Origin of the sequence: Arthrobacter glacialis (genome assembly GCF_002909445.1) — a bacterium.
Classification (GTDB): Bacteria; Actinomycetota; Actinomycetes; order Actinomycetales; family Micrococcaceae; genus Specibacter; species Specibacter glacialis.
In genome coordinates this window covers 227,166-248,042 of sequence record NZ_PPXC01000006.1, presented here as the reverse complement: position 1 = coordinate 248,042, position 20,877 = coordinate 227,166, and the positions used below count along the sequence as shown (strand labels likewise).

Genomic DNA, 20,877 nt, shown 5'->3' with positions numbered 1-20,877 from the left:
TCTATCCTGCCATGTTCTGTTCGTGGGGATCTCGCCTGTGGACGCCGATTGCGTCGCACATCACATCCATGACGTCCCCGACTTGTTCTGTATCCAGCGCACTGTATCCTGCCGCGACTGTAAACAGCTTGACTTGTTCCACACCCTGATACAAAAGCATCTCAATTCCAGCAACCACACCGCCGCCCGCCCGCTCCCACGCCTGGGCCAGCGCACTGGGCCAGGGGTCGTAGGCGGCGTCAAGCAACAAGGCACCGGCCACAGCGGCGCCTTGAGCTGCGAAGGCGTGCGCCAGCGCGTCGGCACCACGTGGCGGCAGGGTGGAAATTACGACGTCGAACCCCGCCAAAGCGTCCGCCGCGCCGTCAAAGAGCTCAACTGAGATGGCAACACCGAGGTTGGCCGCCACCGCCAGCACGTCGGATCCCTTGGCCAGGTTGCGCACAAAAACAGTGATCTCAGGGGCGCCCAGCTGAACCAACGCGGCAACCGCTGAGACGGCTGTCCCGCCACCGCCGAGGATGGCTGCGCGTGGCCGTTCCGCCACCCCGGCATGGCGCAGGGCATTGACCAGGCCTGCCACGTCCGTGTTGTCCCCGCGCAAATGCGTTACACCGGCGGGCGTTTGGGTGCACACAATGGTGTTGACCGCGCCCAAGGCCCGGGCTGTGGGGGTGAGCTCATCCATCAAACCCACAGCCACGTTTTTCAACGGCATGGTGACGGAGAGCCCGTACCAGTGCTTCTCGGCACGTACTTGAGCCAGGAAGCCCTCAAGGGCGGGCTCCTGAACATCAATGGCTGAGTAGCCAAGCTCGGCGCCCAAGGCGGCGTAGGCAGCGTTGTGCAGGGCCGGTGACTTGGAGTGGCCAATGGGGTGGCCCAGCACCGCGCCGCGAAGCGGATCAGTCAATTATTTACACTCTCCCGGGTTCGCTTCACACCAGGCAACGTATTTGGTCACATTCATCTGGTGCTCGGCAAACGTGGCCGCGTAAAGCGTCTCGCCTGTCTTCAAATCCACTGTCACCCAGAAGTAGTAAGGGTTTGTTTCCGGGTGTGCTGCTGCTTCGATGGCCTTGATGCCGGGTGAGCCGATGGGACCCACCGGCAGACCGGGCAGGGCAAAGGTGTTGTACAAGTTGGTCTTGTCAGCTTTTTGTTCAGCCGTGAGGTTGTAAGTTTTCAGGCCCAGTCCGTAAGCCACCGTGGCATCGGATTCAAGCCGGCCACCGGTTTCGCCGTTGGGGTTGTTGATGCGGTTCTCGATGGCACCGGAAATCTTGGCGTAGTTTGCCTCATTGCCTTCGAATTCAATGATGCTGGCAATGATCAAAACCCGGTACTGCTCAGCCGGATCGGTGATCCCCGTGTCAGTGAGTGACTTCTTGGTGGCCGTAACCATCTGGGTCAGGATTCCCTTGGCGTCCAGCTCAATGGGGAAGCGGTACTCCCCCGGGGCCAGATAGCCTTCCAGGTTCTTGGCCTGTGCGGGCAGCTCAAAGAGTTGGGGCTGCTTGGCCAGGGCGTCAAAATCGGCCTGGGCAATGCCAGTGCTCTTGGCCAAAACAGCCAGCGTGTCATTGATGCGCAGGTTTTGCGCCACTGCTGCGTAGTGGACCTTCTCATCACTGGTCGCCAGCAGAATCGTGACAGCGTCGGCGGCCTTCATCTGCAACTTCATGGAGAAGGTGCCCGGCTGCAAGGAGCCGGAGCCGTCGGCTGCCGTCAGGGCATCCAGGAACGCCTGCTCACTGGCAACAACATCCTTGGTCTTAAGCTCACCCGCCACGGTTCGTCCCGTGGCACCAGCCGAGACCACAATCTGCACCGAACCCGTACCCGGGCCGGGGTAGTCAGCAACCGTGAAGCCGCCGAGCATGGGCCGCACTGCTTGAACGGCAAAGTACACAACGGCCGCGAACATGACCAAAATGATCAAGAAAACCAGGCTACGACGGCGCTTGCGGACCCGCTTGGACACGCGGCTGGTCCGCCGCGAGGGCAAGGCTTCCCCATGGTCCTGGTAAGGGGGCTCGGCAACGTATTCCCCGGCGTGCTCCGCGGAATCGTGCTCGTGCTCCCAAAAATGCTCGGCAGCGTCGTCGTGCGGGGCGTGCTCGTCGTGCGGGGCGTTTGTGCCGTCCCGGAGTACGTTATTCATCGGGCCCTTGTCGATTCATCCGGCACACTGCTTGGCGTAGAAATGGTGGAAACCTCTTCGTGGTCAGATTCACCGGCAGTCCCCACAACGCTCGGCTGATGTACGCGCACTTGCTCTCCAACATTGGCGTTGCGCGCTTTTTGCATATCGATAGCATGTTGCAATATTTCAACAGCTGCAACTTGATCTACTACTTTACGGTGTTCACGACTGCTGACGCCAGCATTGTGCAGGGCAGTATGGGCACTGACAGTTGTCAGCCGCTCATCCACCAGCATCACTGGCACTGCCAGCTCGGCCGCTGCCAGCGCCTGCGTCAGGAGCTGCGCATAGCTGCGCGCCATCTGTGCCGAAGCCTTTTCCTCGCCCTTCATGGTCCGCGGCAAGCCCACAAAGATCTGGCATACGCCGCGCGCAGCCGCTTCCTTGACTAAAACCTTGATGTCGCTGTTCTTCTTCAGATCGCGACTTAACGTTTTCACGGGTGTGGCGAGGATCCCGTCGGGGTCGCAGGAGGCCAAACCAACACGGACCATACCAACGTCCACACCAAGTTTGATTCCCTGCGGGAAATTGTTCTCCGGCACCGGAGCCCTATGACCGGTTCTTCACGGCGTCACTGACAGCAGCCAGTGCGGCACCGATGGCGTTGACATCACTGCCGCCACCCTGGGCCATGTCCGGCTTTCCGCCGCCACCGCCGCCGAGGATGCCCGAGGCCAGCTTGACCAGGTTGCCAGCCTTGATGCCTACCTCGCGTGCGCCCTCATTGGTGACCACCAAGATGATGGGGCGGCCGTTGCCGGCACCGGCGATGGCAATGGTGGATGGTGCCGAACCGAGGCGGTCGCGCAAATCCAGGGCCAAGGCCCGCAGGTCGTCAGCACTGCTGACGTCACCGGCGTCGTGCGCAATGACACGCACGCCGTTGGCATCAACAAAGGAGTCGGCAAGCTTGGCTGCGGCCGCACCGAGCTGTTCCTTGCGCAGGCGCTCCAGTTCCTTCTCGGCCGTCTTGAGCTTGGCCAGGGTTGCCGCCACGCGTTCCGGCAGGAGGCTGGAGGGAACCTTGAGCATGTCCGAGAGGGAGGTGACCAGGGCGCGCTCGGCGGCCAGGTGGCGGAACGCATCCATGCCCACAAAGGCCTCCACGCGGCGGTTTCCCGAACCCACCGACTGCTCGCCCAACAACGTCAGCGACCCAATGCGGGACGTGCTGTCCACATGGGTGCCACCGCAGAGTTCACGGGACCATGCGCCGTCGATCTCCACAACACGCACTTGCGCACCATAGTTCTCGCCGAACAAAGCCGTTGCACCCAGCGCCTTGGCGGCGTCCAGGTCCATGACCTTGGTGTCCACGCGGTAGTTGTTGCGAATGGCAATGTTCGCCACTTCTTCAATCTCAGAGCGGGTTGCCGCACTCAGGCCCTCACCCCAGGAGAAGTCAAAGCGCAGGTAGCCGGCCTTGTTGTAAGAGCCTCGCTGCAGCGCCTCCGGGCCGAGAATCTGGTGCAGGGCCGCGTGCACAATGTGCGTACCTGTGTGGGCCTGCTCGCCTGCATGGCGGCGTTCACGGTCGACGGCGGCGCGCACCATGGCGTCGGCTGGCAGTTCGCCCTCACGAACGATTGCGTGATGGACGCTCAGTCCCTTGATGGGGCGCTGGACGTCCAGAACTTCCACCACGAAGCCGTCGCCGGTGATCAGGCCGGTGTCGGCGGCCTGGCCGCCTGCCTCTGCGTAGAAAGGTGTCTCATCCAGGACCAGGGAAACTTCCTGGCCGGTGGAGGCGAAGGCCACGGGTGCCCCGTTGGAGAGGACGGAGCGCACACGGCCCTGGCTCTCCAATTCGCTGTAGCCGGTGAAGACAGTCTCGCCCTTGGCCAGCAGTTCGTGGAACACCGTGAGATCGGCGTGGCCGCTCTTCTTGGCCTTGGCATCCTTTTGGGCGCGCTGGCGCTGCTCCAGCATGAGGGCCCGGAAGCCGCTCTCATCCACTGCCAGGCCGGCTTCGCCAGCCATTTCAAGTGTCAGGTCAATGGGGAAACCGTAGGTGTCATGGAGGGCGAAGGCCTCGGCAGCTGTGAGGTGGGTGTTGGCGGCCTTTGATTCCTTGACCGCCTCTTCCAGGCGTGCGGTGCCGCTGGCGATGGTGCGCAGGAAGGACCGTTCCTCGGCGTAGGCAATGCGGGCAATGCGCGCAAAGTCAGTCTCAACCTCGGGGTAGGCGCCCTTCATGGCGTCGCGGGAGACCGGCAGCAGATCCGGCAGCACAGCGGTTTCCACGCCCAGCAGGCGCATGGCGCGCACGGCCCGGCGGATCAGGCGGCGCAGCACGTAACCGCGGCCTTCGTTGGAGGGTGAAACGCCGTCGGAAATCAGCATCAACGAAGAACGGATATGGTCGGCCACAACGCGCAGACGCACATCATCGGTGTGGTGCGGGTCCTTGGGATCCTCGGTGGAGGTGTAGTCCTTGCCGGCGAGTTGGGCTGCCTTGTCCAGGACGGGACGGACCTGGTCGGTCTCGTACATGTTCTCCACGCCCTGGAGAATCATGGCCAGGCGTTCAAGGCCCAGGCCGGTGTCGATGTTCTTCTTGGGCAGTTCGCCCAGAATCTCAAAATTGTCCTTGCCGGTGCCTTCGCCACGCTGGAACTGCATGAAGACGAGGTTCCAGATTTCAATGTAGCGGGTGTCGTCAGCGGCCGGGCCTCCGTCAATGCCGTACTCGGGGCCGCGATCGTAGAATATTTCCGAACAGGGGCCGGCCGGGCCGGGCTGGCCGGTGGACCAGTAGTTGTCTGCCTTGCCCATTTTCTGGATGCGGTCAGCGGGGACGCCGATCTTGTCGCGCCAGATTTCCAGGGCTTCCTCATCGTCGAGGTAGACGGTGACCCACAGCTTCTCGGCCGGGAGGCCGTAGCCGCCCGCATCAAGGGGGCTTGTCAGCAGCTCCCATGCGTAGCTGATGGCGCCTTCCTTGAAGTAGTCCCCAAAGGAGAAGTTCCCGCACATCTGGAAGAAGGTGCCGTGGCGGACAGTCTTGCCCACCTCGTCAATGTCGCCGGTGCGGATGCATTTCTGCACGCTCGTGGCACGCTGGAACGGCGGAACTTCACGGGCGGTGAGGTAGGGAATGAAGGGAACCATGCCGGCAACTGTGAACAACAGTGACGGGTCGGAGGACACCAGTGAAGCTGAGGGCACGGGGGTGTGTGACTTGCTGGCGAAAAAATCTACCCAGCGGCTTGCAATGTCGTGCGATTTCATTAGCCTGGTGGCTCCTTCAATAGTTCTAGCGTTCTAGCGGGCAAAAATGTACTTCACATGGGCGAAGTGCGTGAAAAGTGGTTAGCGGCGTTCGGAGCTGCTGGCCTGGTCAACGCCCAGTGCCACGCGCAAATCCGATTCGCGCTCATTCATGTTCTCACGCAGGGCGTCGGCAAAGTCGTGAATCGAGTCGCTGACACGGCCTACCGCGCGGTTGAGGCCCGCGGGCCCAAGGGCGCCTTGTGCGGCGGAAATCTTGCGGGCGGCAATGACCCCTATGGTGATGCCCACCCCGAGCCAAAAGATCTTCTTCATGAGTTTCTCCTTCAGTGGCTTCTTTTAGCGGCTGCGTTTGCCGCGTTTGGGTTTTCCACGGCCGGCAAAAGCCTGGCGCACGCCGTAGGAAAACGCTGCCACCTTGATCAGCGGTGAGCCGATGGTGGCGGCCACCAAAGCCGAGAGAGCGGAAATGTTGGCTGTGGCGTCTGAAACATTGTTGGAAATTCCATCCACCTTGCCCAGCGCCGTATTGGTGGTGGCCACAGTGGCTGTGACTTCATCAATGAGGGGCGTGGTGCCGTCACTGATTTGCTTGATGGTGACGCGCATTTCGTCGAAGACTTTGCCCAATTTCAGAATGGGAACAGCCAGTATCGCGACCAGGACGGCAAAGACGCCCGCCGCTATCAATCCTGCAATATCGCCACCACTCATGGAGGGCTGCCTCAATTCCTTGCTCGTGGACGTAAGTTTCACTCCTAAGTACCCTACCGAACAGTAAAGGTGCTTTGGTTACAAAACAGCCCGCGGCGCGTGCCGCGGGCTGTTTTGTGTTTCAAGCTACGTATGATCGTAAGCTCTACTGACGCTAATGAAATTTAGCGTGAGTAGAATTCAACAACCAGCTGCTCTTCACAGGTTACGGGAACCTCGGCGCGCTTGGGCTTGCGAACCAGACGAGCCTGCAGGCTCTCCAGCTTGACATCCAAGTAGGCCGGGACGGCGGGGAGCACGTCGCGGTGAGCACCAGCTGCAGCAAGCTGCAAAGGAGCCATGGACTGGCTGCGCGGGTGCACGTGGATCAGCTGACCCTCGGCAACGCGGAATGACGGACGGTCCACGCGGGCGCCGTCAACCATGATGTGGCGGTGCACAACCAGCTGGCGAGCCTGGGCGGTGGTGCGGGCGAAGCCTGCACGCAGAACCAAGGCGTCCAAACGGGTTTCCAAGATCTCAACCAGGTTTTCACCGGTCATGCCCTTGGTGCGCTTGGCTTCTTCGAAGGCACGCGTGAGCTGTGCTTCGCGGATGCCGTACTGGGCGCGCAGACGCTGCTTTTCGCGCAAGCGTACCGCGTAGTCGCTGTCCTGCTTCTTGCGGGCGCGGCCATGCTCACCGGGGCCGTACGGGCGGCGTTCCAGGTACTTGGCAGCCTTCGGGGTCAAAGCAATGCCGAGGGCTCGCGAAAGGCGGGCCTGACGGCGGGCACGTGTGTTGTTAGCCACTTGTGTCCTTCCAATATTTGCAATAAGTATTTGTTCTGGCCTCCATTGTGGAGAGTTGGGGCTATTGCAACCCATCGCTACAGCACCTGGGCATGCGCAACAAGCTCGTGAAAGGGCGCGAAGATTCGCGCTTTTTCAGCAGTGATGTTGTGCATGGAGCCAAGGCTTGCCAGTGCAGCATCAACTCTACCACTTCACCCAACACGGGCACCAAGTTGCCTCCCGTGTCAGCCTGCCGATTTTTCCGCGCAACGACTCAGTCGGGTGCTGCTTTAGCGCTTGGCACCGGGTTCCGTGCCACGGATCAACTCCCGCAGCCGTGCCACGCGGGTGTCCAGGTCGCGCTCATGCCCGTTCTGCGTGGGAACGTAGTAGTTGCGTCCCACCAGGTCATCAGGGGGGTATTGCTGGGTGGCTATGGAGTGGGGTGCATCGTGGGCGTAAAGGTAACCCTTGCCGTGTCCCAGCCCCGCGGAGCCTGAGTAGTGGGCGTCGCGCAGCGGCAACGGAACCATGGTTCCCTTGCCAGCCCGCACATCGGCGATGGCCGCGTTGATGCCCAGGTAGGCGGCATTGGATTTGGGCGCCGTTGCCACATGGACCACAGCCTCGGCAAGGATGATCCGAGCCTCGGGCATGCCAATCAACGCCACAGCCTGGGCCGCCGCAACAGCTGTTTGCAGGGCGGTGGGGTCCGCCATGCCAACATCCTCGGCCGCGGAAATCATGATGCGCCGGCTGATGAAGCGCGGGTCTTCCCCCGCCTCGAGCATGCGGGCCAAATAGTGCAGCGCCGCGTCCACATCGGAGCCGCGCACGGACTTGATGAAGGCGCTGATGATGTCGTAGTGCTGATCCCCTGCCCTGTCGTAGCGCACCGCGGCAGCGTCAATGGCCCGCTCGGCTATGTCCAGGTCAACAACCACCGGCCCGTCGGCGGTGGTGGCCTCAGGATCCAGTTCGTTCAGCGCTACGCCGGCCGCAGCCTCCAAAGTGGTCAATGCCCGCCTGGCATCGCCACTGGCCAGCCGCACCAGGTGGTCCATGGCCTCATCCGTCACCGAAACCAGTCCGTCCAGGCCGCGCGGGTCAACAATGGCCCGCTCCAGCAAGCCCGCAATGTCGGCATTGGTCAAAGGCTGCAGGGTCAGCAAAATGGAGCGCGACAGCAGCGGCGCCACCACGGAGAACGACGGGTTTTCGGTGGTGGCGGCAATCAGCACCACCCAGCGGTTTTCCACCCCGGGCAGCAGGGCGTCCTGCTGGGCCTTGTTGAAACGGTGGATCTCATCGAGGAACAAAACGGTGGTGCGGCCGTGCAGGTCCCTGTCGGTGAGTGCCTGGTCCATGACCCTGCGAACATCCTTCACACCGGCCGTAATCGCTGAGAGTTCCACGAACTTGCGGCCCGGACCGCGTGCAATCACATGCGCCAGAGTGGTTTTTCCGGTTCCGGGAGGTCCCCACAGCATCACGGAGGCGGGCCCGGCAGGACCGCCGGCACTTCCGCCGGCTGCCAGCATATGCAGCGGTGAGCCGGGACCCAAAAGGTGCTGCTGACCCACCACTTCAGCCAGGCTGCGTGGGCGCATGCGCACCGCCAGGGGGCTGCGGGGCCGGGCAGCCTGGGTGCTGGTGCCACCCCCAAAGGTGAGGGATCCGGCGTCGTCCGTGTCGTCATCGCCGTCATTTACACTGCTAAAAAGGTCACTCACCCCTCTAGGCTATCCCCCGGTAGTCTTGCTGCGTGAACACCGCAAACCGCACTGCATTCGTTTCGCCCGCCCGCATGCCCGGCTGGGTGGAGCGGTTTTCAGCCGCCCACGGCGGTTTGGAGCTAGCCCAGGACACGGACGACGGCGTGGAGTTGCGCATGTGCGACGGCGCAGCCGCGCTGCTCAGCGCACCCTGGCCTGACGATGGACGCCCAGGACGCGGGGCGGACCTGCTGGAGCGGGTGGTGTCCGTGGCCGCGCAGGAACGCCGGATCGGCATACTGCTGGCCCGCCGCGGCGGCTTTGCCGTGGGCGTTGCCGTGGCAGGAAAACTGCTGGCACACAAGGTGGGCAGCGCCTCGGCCCGGTCCCGCGGCGGGGATGCCGGTGCTGCCGTGGCCGAACGTGCCGCACAGGAGGCTGCACGCATCTTTGGCGACCACCGTTTTGAGTATCTAGCCACCGGCGGCGACAAACTGCTGGTGGAGTCCGCCTTGGCGGCCTCGGCACTGCGCCAATATGCAAGGCTTCCCCGGCTGGCACCCCTGGCCGTGGTGGATCCGAAAATGGATGTGCTGACGCGGGCGGCCGCGGATTTTTGCTCCCTTCGCATCAGAATCACCGACGCTTTGGATTAGCCGCTCAACTGCGCAAGGATCCGGGCCAGGGCCTTCGCCCGGGCCTCCACGGTGACGCTCCTGAGCAGCGGCAGTATCAGCAGGTACCGCTCGGATCGACCGAGGCCCTCAAAGGCCGCGCGGGCAACCGGGTCACTCTCCAACGCGACAGTCAGCTCAGCCGGAACACTGGCCGTGCGCTGCGGCTCGTAGGCTGCCGCCCACCTGCCGTCAGCCTTGGCGGCGTCGACCTCCACGAGCCCAGACGGGTGCATGCGCCCGGCGGCCATCAGCGCCTCGGCCTTCTGGACATTTATGAGGGACCAGGAACTTCTTGCCCTGCGGCGTGAGTAGCGCTGAAGAAAGGAGTCCTGGTCAAGGCCCTTCCGCTGGCCGTCGATCCAGCCGAAACACAGGCCAACGTCTGCGGCTTCGGCGATGGTGATCAGCGCGATGGCCGAGCGCTTTTTGCCGACCCGCAGCCACGCCTGAACCTGCTGGTCTTGGTGCTCGGTCAGCCACGACTCCCATTCGGCTGCCTGGGAAAACTCAAGTATTTCCACCACGATGTTCCCTCCTCGTCACTTCACCCTTGAGGCAACCACACTCTTGATCCATTGGCCATCTATAACCTGACAACTACTACTCATTGACTAATAGCTGTGGCAGACTACCAGGATGGACAGATCTCCCGAACCACACGACCCCCAGCTGCTGCGCGGCGTGTTGCCCATGCTCATTCTTGCGTTGTTGGGTGAGCGGGAGTCCTACGGCTACGACCTGGTCGAACGCCTGCGGGCCCTGGGGCTGGCCGGTCTGGCAACGGGCGCCGTGTACCCCGTGCTGAGCAGATTCGAGCGCGATGGCCTGCTCAACAGCTACACCCAGAAATCCCAGTCGGGACCGGCCAGAAAGTACTACCTGTTGACTGAGCAAGGCCAGTTGGCCCGGGTCGATGCGGCACATAGGTGGCGGGACCTTGCCGACGTGGCCGAGCGCGGCCTCTCCCCCGCCAGCCAAACTTCACAGCAGCCAACAGATCGGAACAAGTCATGAATTCAAGCCACCAGAAACTGGATGCGGAAGGCCCGCGCGATCCCCAGCAAGAACAGCGTGCTACCAACACATCACGAGGACGCGGACTGGCCCACGCCGCGCGGCGCGAATGGTACCTGCTCAAGGTGGACCTGTTCCTTGACGGGCGCGTCCCCGGCCGCCGCCGCAAGGAGATTCTCAACGATCTGCGCAACATCATCGACGCCGAAGCTGACATTCACACGCTGCAAGAGGCCATTTCAGGACTCGGCGAGCCCCGCGAATTGGCCGCCAGCTATGCCGAGGGCACGTCCAAGAAACGCGTTTTGTGGACTGCAGGAGTGGCGGCTGGACTGGCAGCACTGATGGTGTATTGGATTCTCGGGCTCACCTACACCTTGGGGATGCTATCAGTGGCCCACCAGGCTGGCGGGGAATTCAGCTCACACTTCTTCTTTGTAGACGTCCTGGTATTCTCCACAGCTGAGGGCATCGGAATTGGGTGGAGCGGAGACGCCGCGCTGTGGTTCCCCCTGGGACTGGCAGCCCTTGCCTTCATTGGAACAAGCCGTGCGTGGCGGGTCTTTCGCCGTCGTCCGCGCTAAGTGCCGTGGCGGAATTGGTGGTTGAGATCCGCCTCCTTTCAAGGTCTTGGACGCACGGCCAGGTGACTGGACATGCCACCGCCCAGTCCACGCCCCTAGCCAGGGCCGCCCGGCAATTCTTCATCCGGGATCGACACCGAATCCCCCCGGTATGCCCGGGACGCGGCGATGATGCGTTGAATAATTCCCTGCACGGCCAGCAGTTCACTTTCACTGACGGCATTCCCCACCGCATCGGCCCACTGGTGCTGCGCATGGCGCAACCCGATGATTGATTCCCGGCCGGCCGGGGTGGGTTGCAGAAGCTTGGCTCGCTGATGGTGCGGGTTCGCCAGATACTCGGCCCAGCATTTTTCGACGAGAATGTCCGCACTTCGTTGCACGCTTTGGCGGGCCAGCCCCAAGCCGACCCTGCGCGCAATCTCCGAGACCGTCAGCGGTTCATCCAGCGTTGCGCCAAGGACTTGCCACCAGGCGGGGGTGAGTCCGGCCGGTTCTGCAATGTCGCGTGCTGCGGCAAGAAACTCGCCGTTGAGCTCGAAGATCGGCAGGACCAGGTTTGTCAGCGCATCGCCGCCGGCGGACCGTTCACTCATTCGGCGGCGCCAGTCAGTTGGTCAAAGTACTTCTTGTCTCCGGTGGTGTACAGCCCGTACCACGCGTCGATCATCGGCTGGGGGAAGAGTTCGAGCCGCTCAAAAACGGCTCTGGCGAATTCGATGGGAGCCGTTGCGGGCGCCGTGATGAGGTTCCCGTCAGTGACGCTCTTCTGTGAAAGGTAGCGGGCCGCGCCCTGGTACTCGTGAGCGCCGAGCAGAAATTCGGGGGCGTTGCTGGTGTGGGGCCTGTCATTGAGAAGCCCCCTTCGTGCCAGCCCAAGCGTGGCGCCACAAATTGCCGCCACTGGCGTGCCCGCCAGCAACAGATCTCCGGCCACGCGGAGAATGGCGTCATGGCCGGCGCCCCAGGTATCGGCTCCGGGGAGAATGAGCGCGGCAACGTTGTCGAGGTCCAGCTCGCTGAGCTGCAGATCGGGGTGAAGTCGCAAGCCGCCCATGGTTGTTACATACTCCCCCGGACCCTCGGAAGCCACCATCAGCTTGAACCGGCCGGGCGCAGCCTGCTCAGCCATCGTCAATCCGGCCAGGAGATAGCCATACTCCCAGTCCGCCATGGTGTCCGTCGCGTAAAGAATCACAGTTTTCATTTGTTGCCCTACCTTCAAAGTTGACAGCGTACTGTCATTCTCCTTCGAATGACAGCACGCTGTCAATGTCTTTTTTGGCGTAGTTCACAGGACGTGGCATTGAGTGGCTTCATGCGGCCGACAAAGTTGGCCACCAAAGCCCACGCGGTGCCTCATGATGCTCTCGAAATGGGGGCGTGCCTGAAGTGATAAATGCTGGCGAAATCTCTGGTGCATGTTCGGGCGCTTTGGTGTGCTGGAGGGATATTTCAAAGAAGGTCAAGGGCGAGATTCTGGACCGGCTGGTGGCCGAGATTGGCTGTTCTCGGGCGAACGCCCCTCGGCCGCGAATTCAAGCCCCAAGACCCGGACACCTGGACGCGACTCATCGAAGTTGCGACAACACTCGTCCCGGAATGACTACTTGCCGTGGCTGGCGTTGAAAGCATGCCGGTACTGACTGGGAGTAAGGGATGTCGATTTTTTGAAGATGGTGCGGAAGTTGGCACCGGTCCCCATACCCACGGACGCGGCAATCCTGTCAATAGGGGCCGCCGTCGTCTCCAATAGCTCCTTGGCACGTTCCACGCGTTGCATCGCCAGCCACTTCATGGGTGTAGTTCCGGCATGCGTCTCAAATCTGCGGGCGAGGGTCCTTTCGCTAAGCGCCGTTGCCGCGCTGATGTGCGCCAGTGTGATGGGCCGGTGCAAGTGGGTGGCGGCCCACTCCATGGCGGCTGCGACGTCGCGCGGCTGATCCGAGGTCCCATACACAGGACGGTGCTCAATGAATTGCGATTGCGTGCCTTCCCGGCGGGGCGCAGAAACTATCGAGCGTGCCGTCAGATTCGCCTGTGCTGACCCCCAGTCGCTGCGAACCAAATGCAGGCAAAGATCAATCCCGGCAGCCACTCCTGCCGACGTGAGCACCTGGCCGTTGTCGACGAAAAGCACATTTTCATCCACAGCGATGCGCGGGTAGCGGGCGGCCAAATCTGCCGCGGATCCCCAGTGGGTGGTGGCTGCCAGCCCGTCCAGGATGCCGGCCTGGGCCAGGGCGAAGGCTCCCGTGCAGATGGAGACCATGCGGGCTCCTCGCCCATGGGCCTGCCGCAAGGCCGCGTGAACCTCCGCTTGGAGCGGCTCCCGGGACGCTGTGTAGCCCGGAATGATCACGGTGTCCGCTTCGGCGAGCAGTTCCAAGCCCCTGTCCGGGGCCACTGAGAAGCCTCCCACTGCAGGGACGGGCTGCCCACCAGCTGAACATGTGGCCACTTCGTAGAGGCCGGGAGTGTTCCGCCCAAGGACCTGGAAGGGTATGCCAAAGTCCAGAGGCAGGACTTCCGGCAAGGCCAGGACTGCAACCTTGATCCGGCCCTTGCCGGTATCTGGGTGGGCGCCGCTTCCGGCACGTGTGGCAGGATACTTTTGCATAGTGGCTATCTTGCCACTGTCCGCGCAGCTTTCTCAATGGAATTGTGGAAGCATGACCCACCACGCTTCCAGTTTTCGTAATCTACTGCCTCGCCTCATCGCTGCCCAGGCCTGCTACTACATGATTGTCAGCATTGACCTGACGCTCACCGGCTTGGTGGGCATGTCACTGGCCCCCACACCCATGTTGATGACGCTTCCACTGAGCCTGATTGTGGTGGTTGGAACGGCATGTTCCTTCATTGCCGGACATGCCGCTGCACGCTTCGGGTACCGGCCGGTCATGATGGCCGGATCCCTGACAGCAGTCGTCGGCGGAGTCCTTTCGGCCGTCGCCGTCGCATCCCAGTCATTTACACTGTTTTGTCTCGGGACTGCACTGACTGGTGGATACCGGGCCGTGGGCGGGTTTCTGCGTTTTGTTGCTGCCGAATTTGCTCCACCAGCCAGACGCGAACGGGCCTTGGCTCTGGTGATGTACGGCGGGATCATTGCTGCCGCCCTGGGGCCGTTCGCCGCCGTTGCAGCATCGAAAGCCGCCGAACAACCGTTTGTGGGTTCGTGCGTATTGATAGCCATTCTGGGCGTTGGCGCCCTGTGTTTGGCATCGAGCATGCCGCCGTCCACTGGCGGCGGCATGGAAATCAATGACCCCGCCATCAAGATTCGGGACCGGGCGGGTAATCCCCGGTTCCAGCAGGCGGTGCTCGTTTTGACCGGTTCCGGACTCGTGATGACGCTCGTCATGGCTACAGGCCCCTTGGCGAACCACCATGTGGGGCACTCCCCTGCCCTGGGCGCAACCATGATCCAGTGGCACCTCATCGGCATGTTTGCCCCATCAGCACTGAGCGCGTTATTTCTCAAGAAGTTTGGCGTCTTCAAAACCAATGTTGCCGGTGGTTTCATCATGGCCAGCGGGTGCGCCCTCGGGATAATCACACACTCCGGATGGGCCATGACGGTGACGTTGGCCCTGGTGGGCGTGGGATGGAATATCTTGTTCGTCGCAGGCTCGGCGCTCCTGCTCCAGTCGTACCCTCAGGGCAGAGGAGCCAAACTTCAGGGTTTCACTGACGGGGCAACTGCCGCCATCTCGGCTGCGGGCTCCTTCGCCGCCGCGGGCCTGCTCCAACTGTTGGGGTGGGGAGGCGTCAATGCTCTGGCACTCACCACGACCGCGGCCATGCTGGCTGTCCTTGCCTGGTTGACCATCCGGACCGGAAGCAGGCGCTCCCCCGTGCATCCATCGTCGCCGGTCGCAGCCGGCACTGGGGATCAGGCAGCGGTAGACCGTTCGGAGGGTGCAGCAGCAGGTATGTCTAGCTGACAGCCTTCTCCAGCAGCGCCACCAACCGCTTCTGATCGGCGGCCGTCAGCTTTTTCACGGCATAGGAGCTAGGCCAGAAATTACCGTCGTCGAGGTTTGCATCATCCTGGAAGCCAATGGTGGCGTACCGCGTCTTGAACTTTGTGGCGCCTTGAAAAAACACCACCACCTTGCCATTGGTGTTTGTGTACGCCGGCATGCCGTACCAAGTCTTTGCCCCCAAGGAAGTGTGCGTCTTGACCAGGTGATGCAACGTCTCAGCCAACTCCTTGTCCGTACCCGTCATCTCGGCGATTGCAGCCAGGCATGCCGCTTCCAGGTCGGCGCCCTGTTGTGCGGCCTTGGCTTCGGCCGCGGCTGCACGCATTGCTGCTTTTTCCTCTTTGCTGAAAGTGGTGTTCATGATCAGTTCCTTTCTATCGGCTGCTTTATGGCTTCCACTGTAGGCCGAGCGGGACGACGGCGCTTCTTTGATCCTGCTTGACTTGAATCGCGGGGCCCCGGCAGGTTCCAAGACCGGAAGCTAGATCCAGAGGGACTAGATGATGCCGGCAGAACCAGTGAGGACCACTCCGCCGAATACAACGAGTGCGGAAAGACTGGCGACCTTTGATACTCCTTCCAACCTGCGAATGCCGTCTTCCCTTCGGAAGGCGAAAATGACAGCGAAGGCAGCCATTCCCGCCAGGACGGGCCTCGAGAGTATCAGGATGAGGAAGAACCCCGGCTCGTACCAACCTCCGGCCTTCTGGGACAGGAACCAGAGTGAGCCTGCGATCACGAACGGCACCACAGCCAGAATGAGTGCCCGGCAGCTGATCCAGTCCCACATGCTCACGGCCTCCTGGGAGGGATTTGGGCACTGAAACCAGCACCGTGGAGGGCCCGCTGGTTCACAGTGTGGCATGGGCTGCCATGGGGCGACCAGAGCATATGCGGTGCGGAACCCTGCAGGAGCATTCGCCGTCGCCAATGTTCCACAGTCGAACAACAATTGAGGATATGGTCTACCCATGATTTTGATTGAGATTGACGACCCCCAACAGGCAGAGGTTCGGCGACTGCTCGAGGAGCACCTGGCCGACATGTTTGCCACCTCGCCAGCCGACAGTGTCCATGCCTTGGACCATTCGGCGCTGTCCGAACAGGGTGTAACGTTTTGGACCGCGCGCGACGGTGAGCAGCTGCTCAGCTGTGGTGCTTTGCAACAAATGGACCCCTTCCATGCCGAAGTCAAGTCCATGCGCACCACCCCTGCTGCGCGTGGACGTGGTGTTGCTGCCTTGCTTCTCGAGAGGATTGTTGCAGAATCCCGGAACCGCGGCTACCGATGTCTGTACCTGGAGACGGGCAGCCATGAGTTCTTCGCCCCGGCTCGGCGACTCTACGCACGGCACGGATTTACCGAGTGCCCACCCTTTGGGCCCTATGTTCCTGATCCGCACAGTGTATTCATGCTGCTGGATCTTGCTGACAACTCCCAGCCGCAAGAAACACGCTTGGCATAGTGTTGACGGGTGTTTGAATCACGAAAACTTAGTGAAGACGTCCATATTCGTTTACTGCGAACGAACGATGCGGCGGCACTTTCTGCCGCCTATCTGCGCAACCGGGAATATCTTGCTCCGTGGGAACCGGTACGTCCCGAGGAATATTACACGGAGGCCTGGCAGGCCGCTGACATGGTGAACCGCCTTGCGGCCACAGAGGCTGGCCAGGGGTTTCCCTTCGGGTTGTTTGCCGGCGATGTCCTCGTGGGCCGGTTCAACCTGACCGGCATAGTGCGCGGCCCCTTCCAGAGCGCGGGGTTGGGCTACTGGGTGGATAAACAGTACGCAGGTCGTGGCCTGGCCTCCGCTGCGGTCAAGGTGCTCGTCGAAACTGCCCGTGACGAACTTGGGCTGCACCGCATAGAAGCAGGCACACTGCTGCACAATATTGGCTCGCAGCGGGTGTTGTTGAAGGCTGGCTTCGAGCAGATTGGCCTGGCGCCCGAGTACCTCAAGATCGCCGGGACTTGGCAGGACCACAACCTCTACCAAACAATCCTGCACGACCAGGATGCCTGATGAAGCGCTACCTGGGGCGCGCTCGTGACAGGATATCTGTGATGACTTCGGCCTTGGCAGCGGCATAGGCATTCATGTCTGGCCAGTCCTGCGTCAGGAGCTCACGTTTTGTCCGAGCATAGAGGTCTCTATCCTGGGCATGCTTCCGCAACCTGTTCCGGAACTCGAGGTAGGCACTAACACTTGGATGCTTGACCTCGAGGAGGTGGATATGAACATCGAGTGCCGGTGTCCTGACCATACGATGTCCAGGCTCACGGATCCGAAGCTCATAACCAACATCCAAAAGAGGGCTGAGGTAATCCTCCTCTGCGGTGATGTCAGCAACCGTTACGAGGATGTCGACAATCGGTTTCGCCGCAAGCCCCGGAACTGACGTTGAAAATGGCTGGCCAGATCGGGTCGTACTCCACTATGGTGAGGCTGCGCTTTTCGACGCCGCCGATAAGTTCCACATCGGTGACATCGGGACGGCGTGCGCTGAATTCTGAGCTGCCGGGCATCCACCCAGCCTATAGCCGGAGATCTCTGAGGTACGTACTCGCGGGGCGTGAAAGGATCAGTTCATGATCCTCGAAACCATTGTCTTGTCCGGTAAAAGTTTTTACTTGCGCAGGGCCGTTGAAGCCGACGTTGTCCCGATTGTTGAACTTATGGCCAACGACACCATCCGCCAGGCTGAGAATTCGACTGCGCCTGAGAATCACGTGTCGTATTTGACTGCTTTTCAGGCGATCGACGCGGACCCGGCGCAGTTGCTGGTCGCCGTCGTGGATGACCTGGAAACTGTTGTGGCCACCATGCAGTTGACAGTTATCCCCGGCCTGGCCCGGTTGGGCGCGACGCGATTGCTGGTGGAGGCGGTCCGGGTAGACGAGCGGCTTCGTGGCAACGGCTTGGGATCCTCGATGATGGAGTGGGCCATCGCAGAGGGGAGGCACCGGGGCGCCGCCTTGGTCCAGTTGACCAGTGACAAATCTCGAGACGCCGCTCATCGATTCTATGAGCGGCTGGGCTTCACAGCGTCTCACGTGGGGTTCAAGCTGATTCTTTAGGTCACATCCGAGGGCATTGGCGAGCAGGCGTAGCGGCGGCAGTGGCCGGTCAGCAGGCCATGGGTGCCCGGCGCAGAGGCGCTTGGCGGTAGTGATACCTGCCAACTTCTCTAAATCCACCTTGTTTATAGAGTGCATGCGCGCCTGCGTTCGCGGCCGTCACCAGCAACCACGCTTGGGCAGTGCCTCGCTCGTGAGCCGCGTCAAGGAGCTGGCGAAGAATGGACGCTGCAATGCCCTGCCGGCGAAAGCCCGGATGGACACTCATGCAATAGATCCCGGCCCACCCGTTGAGCAGCGTCACCCGCCCGGTTCCCACCACCATGCCGTCGCCATTCACGGCCGAGGCGTAGAGCGAAGGGATTCCCGTGAGGATCCCCCGGGCCACCTCGCGTTCGGCGGCCGCTCCCCTACCGTCTATCCGCCATCACAAATCAATCCACTCCTTCGACGGCGCACCGCTCAACGTCAGGGTGATGCCGGCCGGCGTGGCAGGGGCCCCATTGACGCTGCCAACAGCTGTCATGATCAGCGTCTCCGACTGCCGAGAATATCGCTGAAGGTCCAGCAGCTGTTCCAAAGCGCGGTTTTCCGGGCGATGGGTCACTTGGAAGATGACGGGCTGGCGGCGTGTGGCGTACCAGCTCACGGTATCTCGAAGTGCCACCGCAAGATCAGCGGGCGCCTGTCGAGGCCACACCGAGTTGGCCCGCTGGGTCACTGAGCTGGCTGATCGCAGCACCCACCCATCGCGATCCATCGCCTCCGGAGCAGGCCAGGACTCATTCATCAACACTTCAAGGGCGTCCACGGTACAGTCTCGCCCGACAGAGTCATTCACACGCTTCATCGTAGCCGGGCGGCGCTGACGGTGCGCTCGACTCGATCACCGTGGGAGGCAAGGTCACCGGCTCTGGTGAGTGCGCAGCTGATGCGAGTTCCGACGCCGAAACTCGCATTAGCTGCGCACTCACCACAAAAATGCCGGCCTCCCTGGGCGGGAGACCGGCATTTACGTGTGGAGCAGGTGCTACTTGGCCTCGGGCTTGGCTTCCGGCTTGAAGTCAACGCCGGCTTCCTTGCGCTGCTGCGCCGTGATGGGCGCCGGGGCCTGGGTCAACGGGTCGTAGCCGCCGCCGGACTTCGGGAACGCAATGACGTCGCGGATGGAATCCACCCCGGCCAGCAGGGACACGGCACGGTCCCAGCCGATGGCAATGCCGCCGTGCGGCGGGGCTCCGAACTTGAAGCCCTCGAGCAGGAAGCCGAACTTGGTCTGCGCGGACTCCTTGTCCAGGCCCATGAGCTCAAACACGCGTTCCTGCACATCGCTGCGGTGGATACGGATGGAACCGCCACCGATCTCGTTGCCGTTGCACACGATGTCGTAGGCGTAGGACAGCGCGTTTTCCGGGTCGGTGTCAAAGGTGTCCATGAACTCGGGCTTGGGCGAGGTGAACGCATGGTGCACAGCTGTCCACTTGCCGGCACCAACAGCAACGTCACCGGAGGCGACGGCGTCGGATGCTGGCTCAAACATGGGCGCGTCGACGATCCACACGAAGGCCCAGTCGGCCGGGTTGATCAACCCGGTGCGGTGGCCGATCTCAACGCGGGCTGCACCCAGGAGTGCGCGTGAGGGGGAAACATCGCCGGCGGCGAAGAAGATGCAGTCACCGATCTTGGCGCCAACGGCGTCGGCCAGGCCGGCACGCTCGGTGTCCGTGAGGTTCTTGGCAACCGGACCAGTCAGCTCACCCTCGTCCTTGACCAGCACGTAGGCAAGGCCCTTGGCGCCGCGCTGCTTGGCCCATTCCTGCCAAGCATCGAGCTGGCGGCGGGGCTGTGAAGCGCCACCGGGCATGACAACTGCGCCAACGTAAGGAGCCTTGAACACGCCAAACTCGGTGTCCTTGAAGAACTCCGTCATCTCGGTCAATTCCAGCCCGAAGCGCAGGTCCGGCTTGTCCGAGCCGAAGCGGGCCATGGCGTCGCGGTACGTCATGCGCTGGATGGGCATCGGGATTTCGACGTCGATCAGCTTCCACAATGCGGAGACAATCTTCTCGCCCAGGGCGATGATGTCATCTTGGTCCACGAAGCTTGCCTCGATGTCCAGCTGGGTGAATTCCGGCTGGCGGTCCGCACGGAAGTCCTCATCTCGGTAGCAGCGGGCGATCTGGTAGTACTTCTCAAAGCCGCCCACCTGCAACAACTGCTTGAACAGCTGCGGGGACTGCGGCAGTGCGTACCAGGAACCCGGTGCCAACCGTGCCGGCACCACGAAGTCGCGGGCGCCTTCAGGGGTGGAACGGGTCAGCGTTGGGGTTTCAATCTCGGTGTAGCCCTGCTCGTGCAGCAGGTTGCGGGCCACGCGGTTGGCCTCCGAGCGCAGGCGCAGGTTGCGCTGCATGCCCGGACGGCGCAGGTCCAGGTAGCGGTGCTTCAGGCGCGCTTCCTCACCAACCTCAACGTGCTCGTCTACCTGGAACGGCAGCGGTGCGGCTTCGTTGAGGACGACGACGGTATCCGCCATGACTTCAATCTCACCTGTTGCCAGGGCCGGGTTCTCGTTGCCCTCGGGGCGGCGGGAAACCATTCCGGTGATCTGCAAAACGTATTCGTTGCGCAGTGAATGGAACACATCCTCTTCACGCACCACAATCTGCGACACGCCCGAGGCGTCGCGCAGATCAAGGAAAGCCACACCACCGTGATCTCGACGGCGGGCAACCCACCCCGAGAGTGTGACGGTCTGGCCAATATGTTCGGCCCGCAAGGAGCCCAGGTCATGTGTGCGCAGCACAGCATTCCTTTCAATGGTGGTGAACAGCCCGGGATCCGAGCCGCAAAGATGATTTGTCTAGAAGTTTACCGTGATCAGGC

General features: G+C 62.0%; 24 protein-coding genes and 1 pseudogene. 7 read left to right on the top strand and 18 right to left on the bottom strand.

Annotation, left to right across the window (positions count from 1 at the left end):
• Window position 1: 1 nt before the first annotated feature.
• The 8 genes from CVS27_RS10100 to CVS27_RS10065 form a co-directional block, all read right to left on the bottom strand.
• The gene (locus CVS27_RS10100) at window positions 2–913 is read right to left on the bottom strand and encodes a shikimate dehydrogenase (protein WP_103465593.1); all 912 of its coding nucleotides are present in this window, start codon (window positions 911–913) and stop codon (window positions 2–4) included.
• A complete protein-coding gene (gene mltG / locus CVS27_RS10095) occupies window positions 914–2,164 on the bottom strand; it encodes an endolytic transglycosylase MltG (protein ID WP_103465592.1) in 1,251 nt (416 codons plus the stop codon). It abuts the gene before it with no gap.
• The gene (ruvX, locus tag CVS27_RS10090; RefSeq protein ID WP_279325064.1) at window positions 2,161–2,712 is read right to left on the bottom strand and encodes a Holliday junction resolvase RuvX; all 552 of its coding nucleotides are present in this window, start codon (window positions 2,710–2,712) and stop codon (window positions 2,161–2,163) included. Before ruvX ends, mltG begins: the two co-directional genes overlap by 4 nt.
• A 46-nt stretch (window positions 2,713–2,758) precedes the next feature.
• Window positions 2,759–5,440 carry an alanine--tRNA ligase gene (alaS, locus tag CVS27_RS10085; protein WP_103465591.1) on the bottom strand — a complete coding sequence of 894 codons (2,682 nt, stop codon included), beginning with the start codon at window positions 5,438–5,440 and terminating at the stop codon, window positions 2,759–2,761.
• A gap of 81 nt (window positions 5,441–5,521) precedes the next feature.
• Complete coding sequence (locus CVS27_RS10080; protein ID WP_103465590.1) at window positions 5,522–5,755, bottom strand: hypothetical protein; 234 nt, start codon at window positions 5,753–5,755, stop codon at window positions 5,522–5,524.
• Window positions 5,756–5,779: 24 nt separating this feature from the next.
• Window positions 5,780–6,154, bottom strand: coding sequence for a DUF948 domain-containing protein (locus CVS27_RS10075; RefSeq protein ID WP_103465589.1), 375 nt, complete (start codon window positions 6,152–6,154; stop codon window positions 5,780–5,782).
• A 164-nt stretch (window positions 6,155–6,318) separates the two neighbouring features.
• Window positions 6,319–6,945, bottom strand: coding sequence for a 30S ribosomal protein S4 (gene rpsD / locus CVS27_RS10070; RefSeq protein WP_103465588.1), 627 nt, complete (start codon window positions 6,943–6,945; stop codon window positions 6,319–6,321).
• 272 nt (window positions 6,946–7,217) lie between these two features.
• Entirely contained in the window at window positions 7,218–8,660 is a 1,443-nt protein-coding gene (locus tag CVS27_RS10065) for a replication-associated recombination protein A (RefSeq protein ID WP_243400127.1), read from the bottom strand.
• A 32-nt stretch (window positions 8,661–8,692) separates the two neighbouring features.
• Here CVS27_RS10065 and CVS27_RS10060 point away from each other — a divergent pair, with 32 nt between their 5' ends.
• Window positions 8,693–9,298: an acVLRF1 family peptidyl-tRNA hydrolase gene (locus tag CVS27_RS10060; protein ID WP_103465587.1), complete on the top strand. Its 606-nt coding sequence runs from the start codon at window positions 8,693–8,695 to the stop codon at window positions 9,296–9,298.
• Here CVS27_RS10060 and CVS27_RS10055 read toward each other — a convergent pair.
• Window positions 9,295–9,843, bottom strand: a complete 549-nt coding sequence (locus CVS27_RS10055) for a YdeI/OmpD-associated family protein (RefSeq protein WP_243400126.1) — start codon at window positions 9,841–9,843, stop codon at window positions 9,295–9,297. The genes CVS27_RS10060 and CVS27_RS10055 overlap by 4 nt on opposite strands.
• A gap of 112 nt (window positions 9,844–9,955) precedes the next feature.
• On the opposite strand from CVS27_RS10055, the gene CVS27_RS10050 reads away from it, so the two are divergent.
• Together CVS27_RS10050 and CVS27_RS10045 are read left to right on the top strand one after the other, a co-directional pair.
• Window positions 9,956–10,333: a PadR family transcriptional regulator gene (locus tag CVS27_RS10050; protein ID WP_103465585.1), complete on the top strand. Its 378-nt coding sequence runs from the start codon at window positions 9,956–9,958 to the stop codon at window positions 10,331–10,333.
• On the top strand, window positions 10,330–10,917 hold the full coding sequence (locus tag CVS27_RS10045; protein ID WP_103465584.1) for an HAAS signaling domain-containing protein: 588 nt from the start codon (window positions 10,330–10,332) through the stop codon (window positions 10,915–10,917). The genes CVS27_RS10050 and CVS27_RS10045 overlap by 4 nt, the downstream gene beginning before the upstream one ends.
• A gap of 95 nt (window positions 10,918–11,012) precedes the next feature.
• Here the strand turns inward: CVS27_RS10045 and CVS27_RS10040 are convergent, their stop codons facing one another.
• The 3 genes from CVS27_RS10040 to CVS27_RS10030 form a co-directional block, all read right to left on the bottom strand.
• Window positions 11,013–11,513, bottom strand: coding sequence for a MarR family winged helix-turn-helix transcriptional regulator (locus CVS27_RS10040; RefSeq protein WP_103465583.1), 501 nt, complete (start codon window positions 11,511–11,513; stop codon window positions 11,013–11,015).
• Window positions 11,510–12,124, bottom strand: a complete 615-nt coding sequence (locus tag CVS27_RS10035) for a DJ-1/PfpI family protein (protein WP_103465582.1) — start codon at window positions 12,122–12,124, stop codon at window positions 11,510–11,512. The genes CVS27_RS10040 and CVS27_RS10035 overlap by 4 nt, the downstream gene beginning before the upstream one ends.
• 399 nt (window positions 12,125–12,523) lie before the next feature.
• Window positions 12,524–13,537, bottom strand: coding sequence for a GlxA family transcriptional regulator (locus tag CVS27_RS10030; RefSeq protein WP_103465639.1), 1,014 nt, complete (start codon window positions 13,535–13,537; stop codon window positions 12,524–12,526).
• Between the two features lie 52 nt (window positions 13,538–13,589).
• On the opposite strand from CVS27_RS10030, the gene CVS27_RS10025 reads away from it, so the two are divergent.
• Window positions 13,590–14,867 carry an MFS transporter gene (locus CVS27_RS10025; protein ID WP_165788287.1) on the top strand — a complete coding sequence of 426 codons (1,278 nt, stop codon included), beginning with the start codon at window positions 13,590–13,592 and terminating at the stop codon, window positions 14,865–14,867.
• On the opposite strand, the gene CVS27_RS10020 is transcribed toward CVS27_RS10025, so the two are convergent.
• Together CVS27_RS10020 and CVS27_RS10015 are read right to left on the bottom strand one after the other, a co-directional pair.
• On the bottom strand, window positions 14,860–15,270 hold the full coding sequence (locus CVS27_RS10020) for a CbbQ/NirQ/NorQ domain-containing protein (protein ID WP_103465580.1): 411 nt from the start codon (window positions 15,268–15,270) through the stop codon (window positions 14,860–14,862). The genes CVS27_RS10025 and CVS27_RS10020 overlap by 8 nt on opposite strands.
• Window positions 15,271–15,405: 135 nt before the next feature.
• The gene (locus CVS27_RS10015) at window positions 15,406–15,705 is read right to left on the bottom strand and encodes a hypothetical protein (RefSeq protein WP_133162911.1); all 300 of its coding nucleotides are present in this window, start codon (window positions 15,703–15,705) and stop codon (window positions 15,406–15,408) included.
• 175 nt (window positions 15,706–15,880) lie between these two features.
• Here CVS27_RS10015 and CVS27_RS10010 point away from each other — a divergent pair, with 175 nt between their 5' ends.
• Both CVS27_RS10010 and CVS27_RS10005 read left to right on the top strand, forming a co-directional pair.
• Window positions 15,881–16,375, top strand: a complete 495-nt coding sequence (locus CVS27_RS10010; protein ID WP_103465578.1) for a GNAT family N-acetyltransferase — start codon at window positions 15,881–15,883, stop codon at window positions 16,373–16,375.
• A 9-nt stretch (window positions 16,376–16,384) separates the two neighbouring features.
• Complete coding sequence (locus tag CVS27_RS10005) at window positions 16,385–16,936, top strand: GNAT family N-acetyltransferase (protein WP_243399790.1); 552 nt, start codon at window positions 16,385–16,387, stop codon at window positions 16,934–16,936.
• A 7-nt stretch (window positions 16,937–16,943) separates the two neighbouring features.
• Here CVS27_RS10005 and CVS27_RS10000 read toward each other — a convergent pair whose 3' ends face one another.
• The gene (locus CVS27_RS10000; RefSeq protein WP_243400130.1) at window positions 16,944–17,276 is read right to left on the bottom strand and encodes a GrpB family protein; all 333 of its coding nucleotides are present in this window, start codon (window positions 17,274–17,276) and stop codon (window positions 16,944–16,946) included.
• Complete coding sequence (locus CVS27_RS21270) at window positions 17,257–17,439, bottom strand: hypothetical protein (protein WP_243400125.1); 183 nt, start codon at window positions 17,437–17,439, stop codon at window positions 17,257–17,259. Before CVS27_RS21270 ends, CVS27_RS10000 begins: the two co-directional genes overlap by 20 nt.
• 63 nt (window positions 17,440–17,502) lie before the next feature.
• Between CVS27_RS21270 and CVS27_RS09995 the strand changes: the two genes are divergently transcribed.
• Window positions 17,503–17,991: a GNAT family N-acetyltransferase gene (locus CVS27_RS09995; protein WP_103465577.1), complete on the top strand. Its 489-nt coding sequence runs from the start codon at window positions 17,503–17,505 to the stop codon at window positions 17,989–17,991.
• Window positions 17,992–18,040: 49 nt separating this feature from the next.
• On the opposite strand, the pseudogene CVS27_RS21730 reads toward CVS27_RS09995, so the two are convergent.
• Both CVS27_RS21730 and aspS read right to left on the bottom strand, forming a co-directional pair.
• A pseudogene (locus CVS27_RS21730) lies at window positions 18,041–18,841 on the bottom strand (GNAT family N-acetyltransferase).
• A 180-nt stretch (window positions 18,842–19,021) separates the two neighbouring features.
• Window positions 19,022–20,797 carry an aspartate--tRNA ligase gene (aspS, locus tag CVS27_RS09985; protein ID WP_103465576.1) on the bottom strand — a complete coding sequence of 592 codons (1,776 nt, stop codon included), beginning with the start codon at window positions 20,795–20,797 and terminating at the stop codon, window positions 19,022–19,024.
• Window positions 20,798–20,877: the final 80 nt, after the last annotated feature.

What these genes read in the sequence shown, in the direction of transcription:
- mltG (WP_103465592.1), bottom strand. Translation starts at nt 2,164, where the DNA reads ATGAATAACGTACTCCGGGACGGCACAAACGCCCCGCACGACGAGCAC.
- alaS (WP_103465591.1), bottom strand. Translation starts at nt 5,440, where the DNA reads ATGAAATCGCACGACATTGCAAGCCGCTGGGTAGATTTTTTCGCCAGC.
- CVS27_RS10080 (WP_103465590.1), bottom strand. Translation starts at nt 5,755, where the DNA reads ATGAAGAAGATCTTTTGGCTCGGGGTGGGCATCACCATAGGGGTCATT.
- CVS27_RS10075 (WP_103465589.1), bottom strand. Translation starts at nt 6,154, where the DNA reads ATGAGTGGTGGCGATATTGCAGGATTGATAGCGGCGGGCGTCTTTGCC.
- CVS27_RS10050 (WP_103465585.1), top strand. Translation starts at nt 9,956, where the DNA reads ATGGACAGATCTCCCGAACCACACGACCCCCAGCTGCTGCGCGGCGTG.
- CVS27_RS10045 (WP_103465584.1), top strand. Translation starts at nt 10,330, where the DNA reads ATGAATTCAAGCCACCAGAAACTGGATGCGGAAGGCCCGCGCGATCCC.
- CVS27_RS10040 (WP_103465583.1), bottom strand. Translation starts at nt 11,513, where the DNA reads ATGAGTGAACGGTCCGCCGGCGGCGATGCGCTGACAAACCTGGTCCTG.
- CVS27_RS10035 (WP_103465582.1), bottom strand. Translation starts at nt 12,124, where the DNA reads ATGAAAACTGTGATTCTTTACGCGACGGACACCATGGCGGACTGGGAG.
- CVS27_RS10030 (WP_103465639.1), bottom strand. Translation starts at nt 13,537, where the DNA reads ATGCAAAAGTATCCTGCCACACGTGCCGGAAGCGGCGCCCACCCAGAT.
- CVS27_RS10025 (WP_165788287.1), top strand. Translation starts at nt 13,590, where the DNA reads ATGACCCACCACGCTTCCAGTTTTCGTAATCTACTGCCTCGCCTCATC.
- CVS27_RS10020 (WP_103465580.1), bottom strand. Translation starts at nt 15,270, where the DNA reads ATGAACACCACTTTCAGCAAAGAGGAAAAAGCAGCAATGCGTGCAGCC.
- CVS27_RS10010 (WP_103465578.1), top strand. Translation starts at nt 15,881, where the DNA reads ATGATTTTGATTGAGATTGACGACCCCCAACAGGCAGAGGTTCGGCGA.
- CVS27_RS21270 (WP_243400125.1), bottom strand. Translation starts at nt 17,439, where the DNA reads ATGCCCGGCAGCTCAGAATTCAGCGCACGCCGTCCCGATGTCACCGAT.
- CVS27_RS09995 (WP_103465577.1), top strand. Translation starts at nt 17,503, where the DNA reads ATGATCCTCGAAACCATTGTCTTGTCCGGTAAAAGTTTTTACTTGCGC.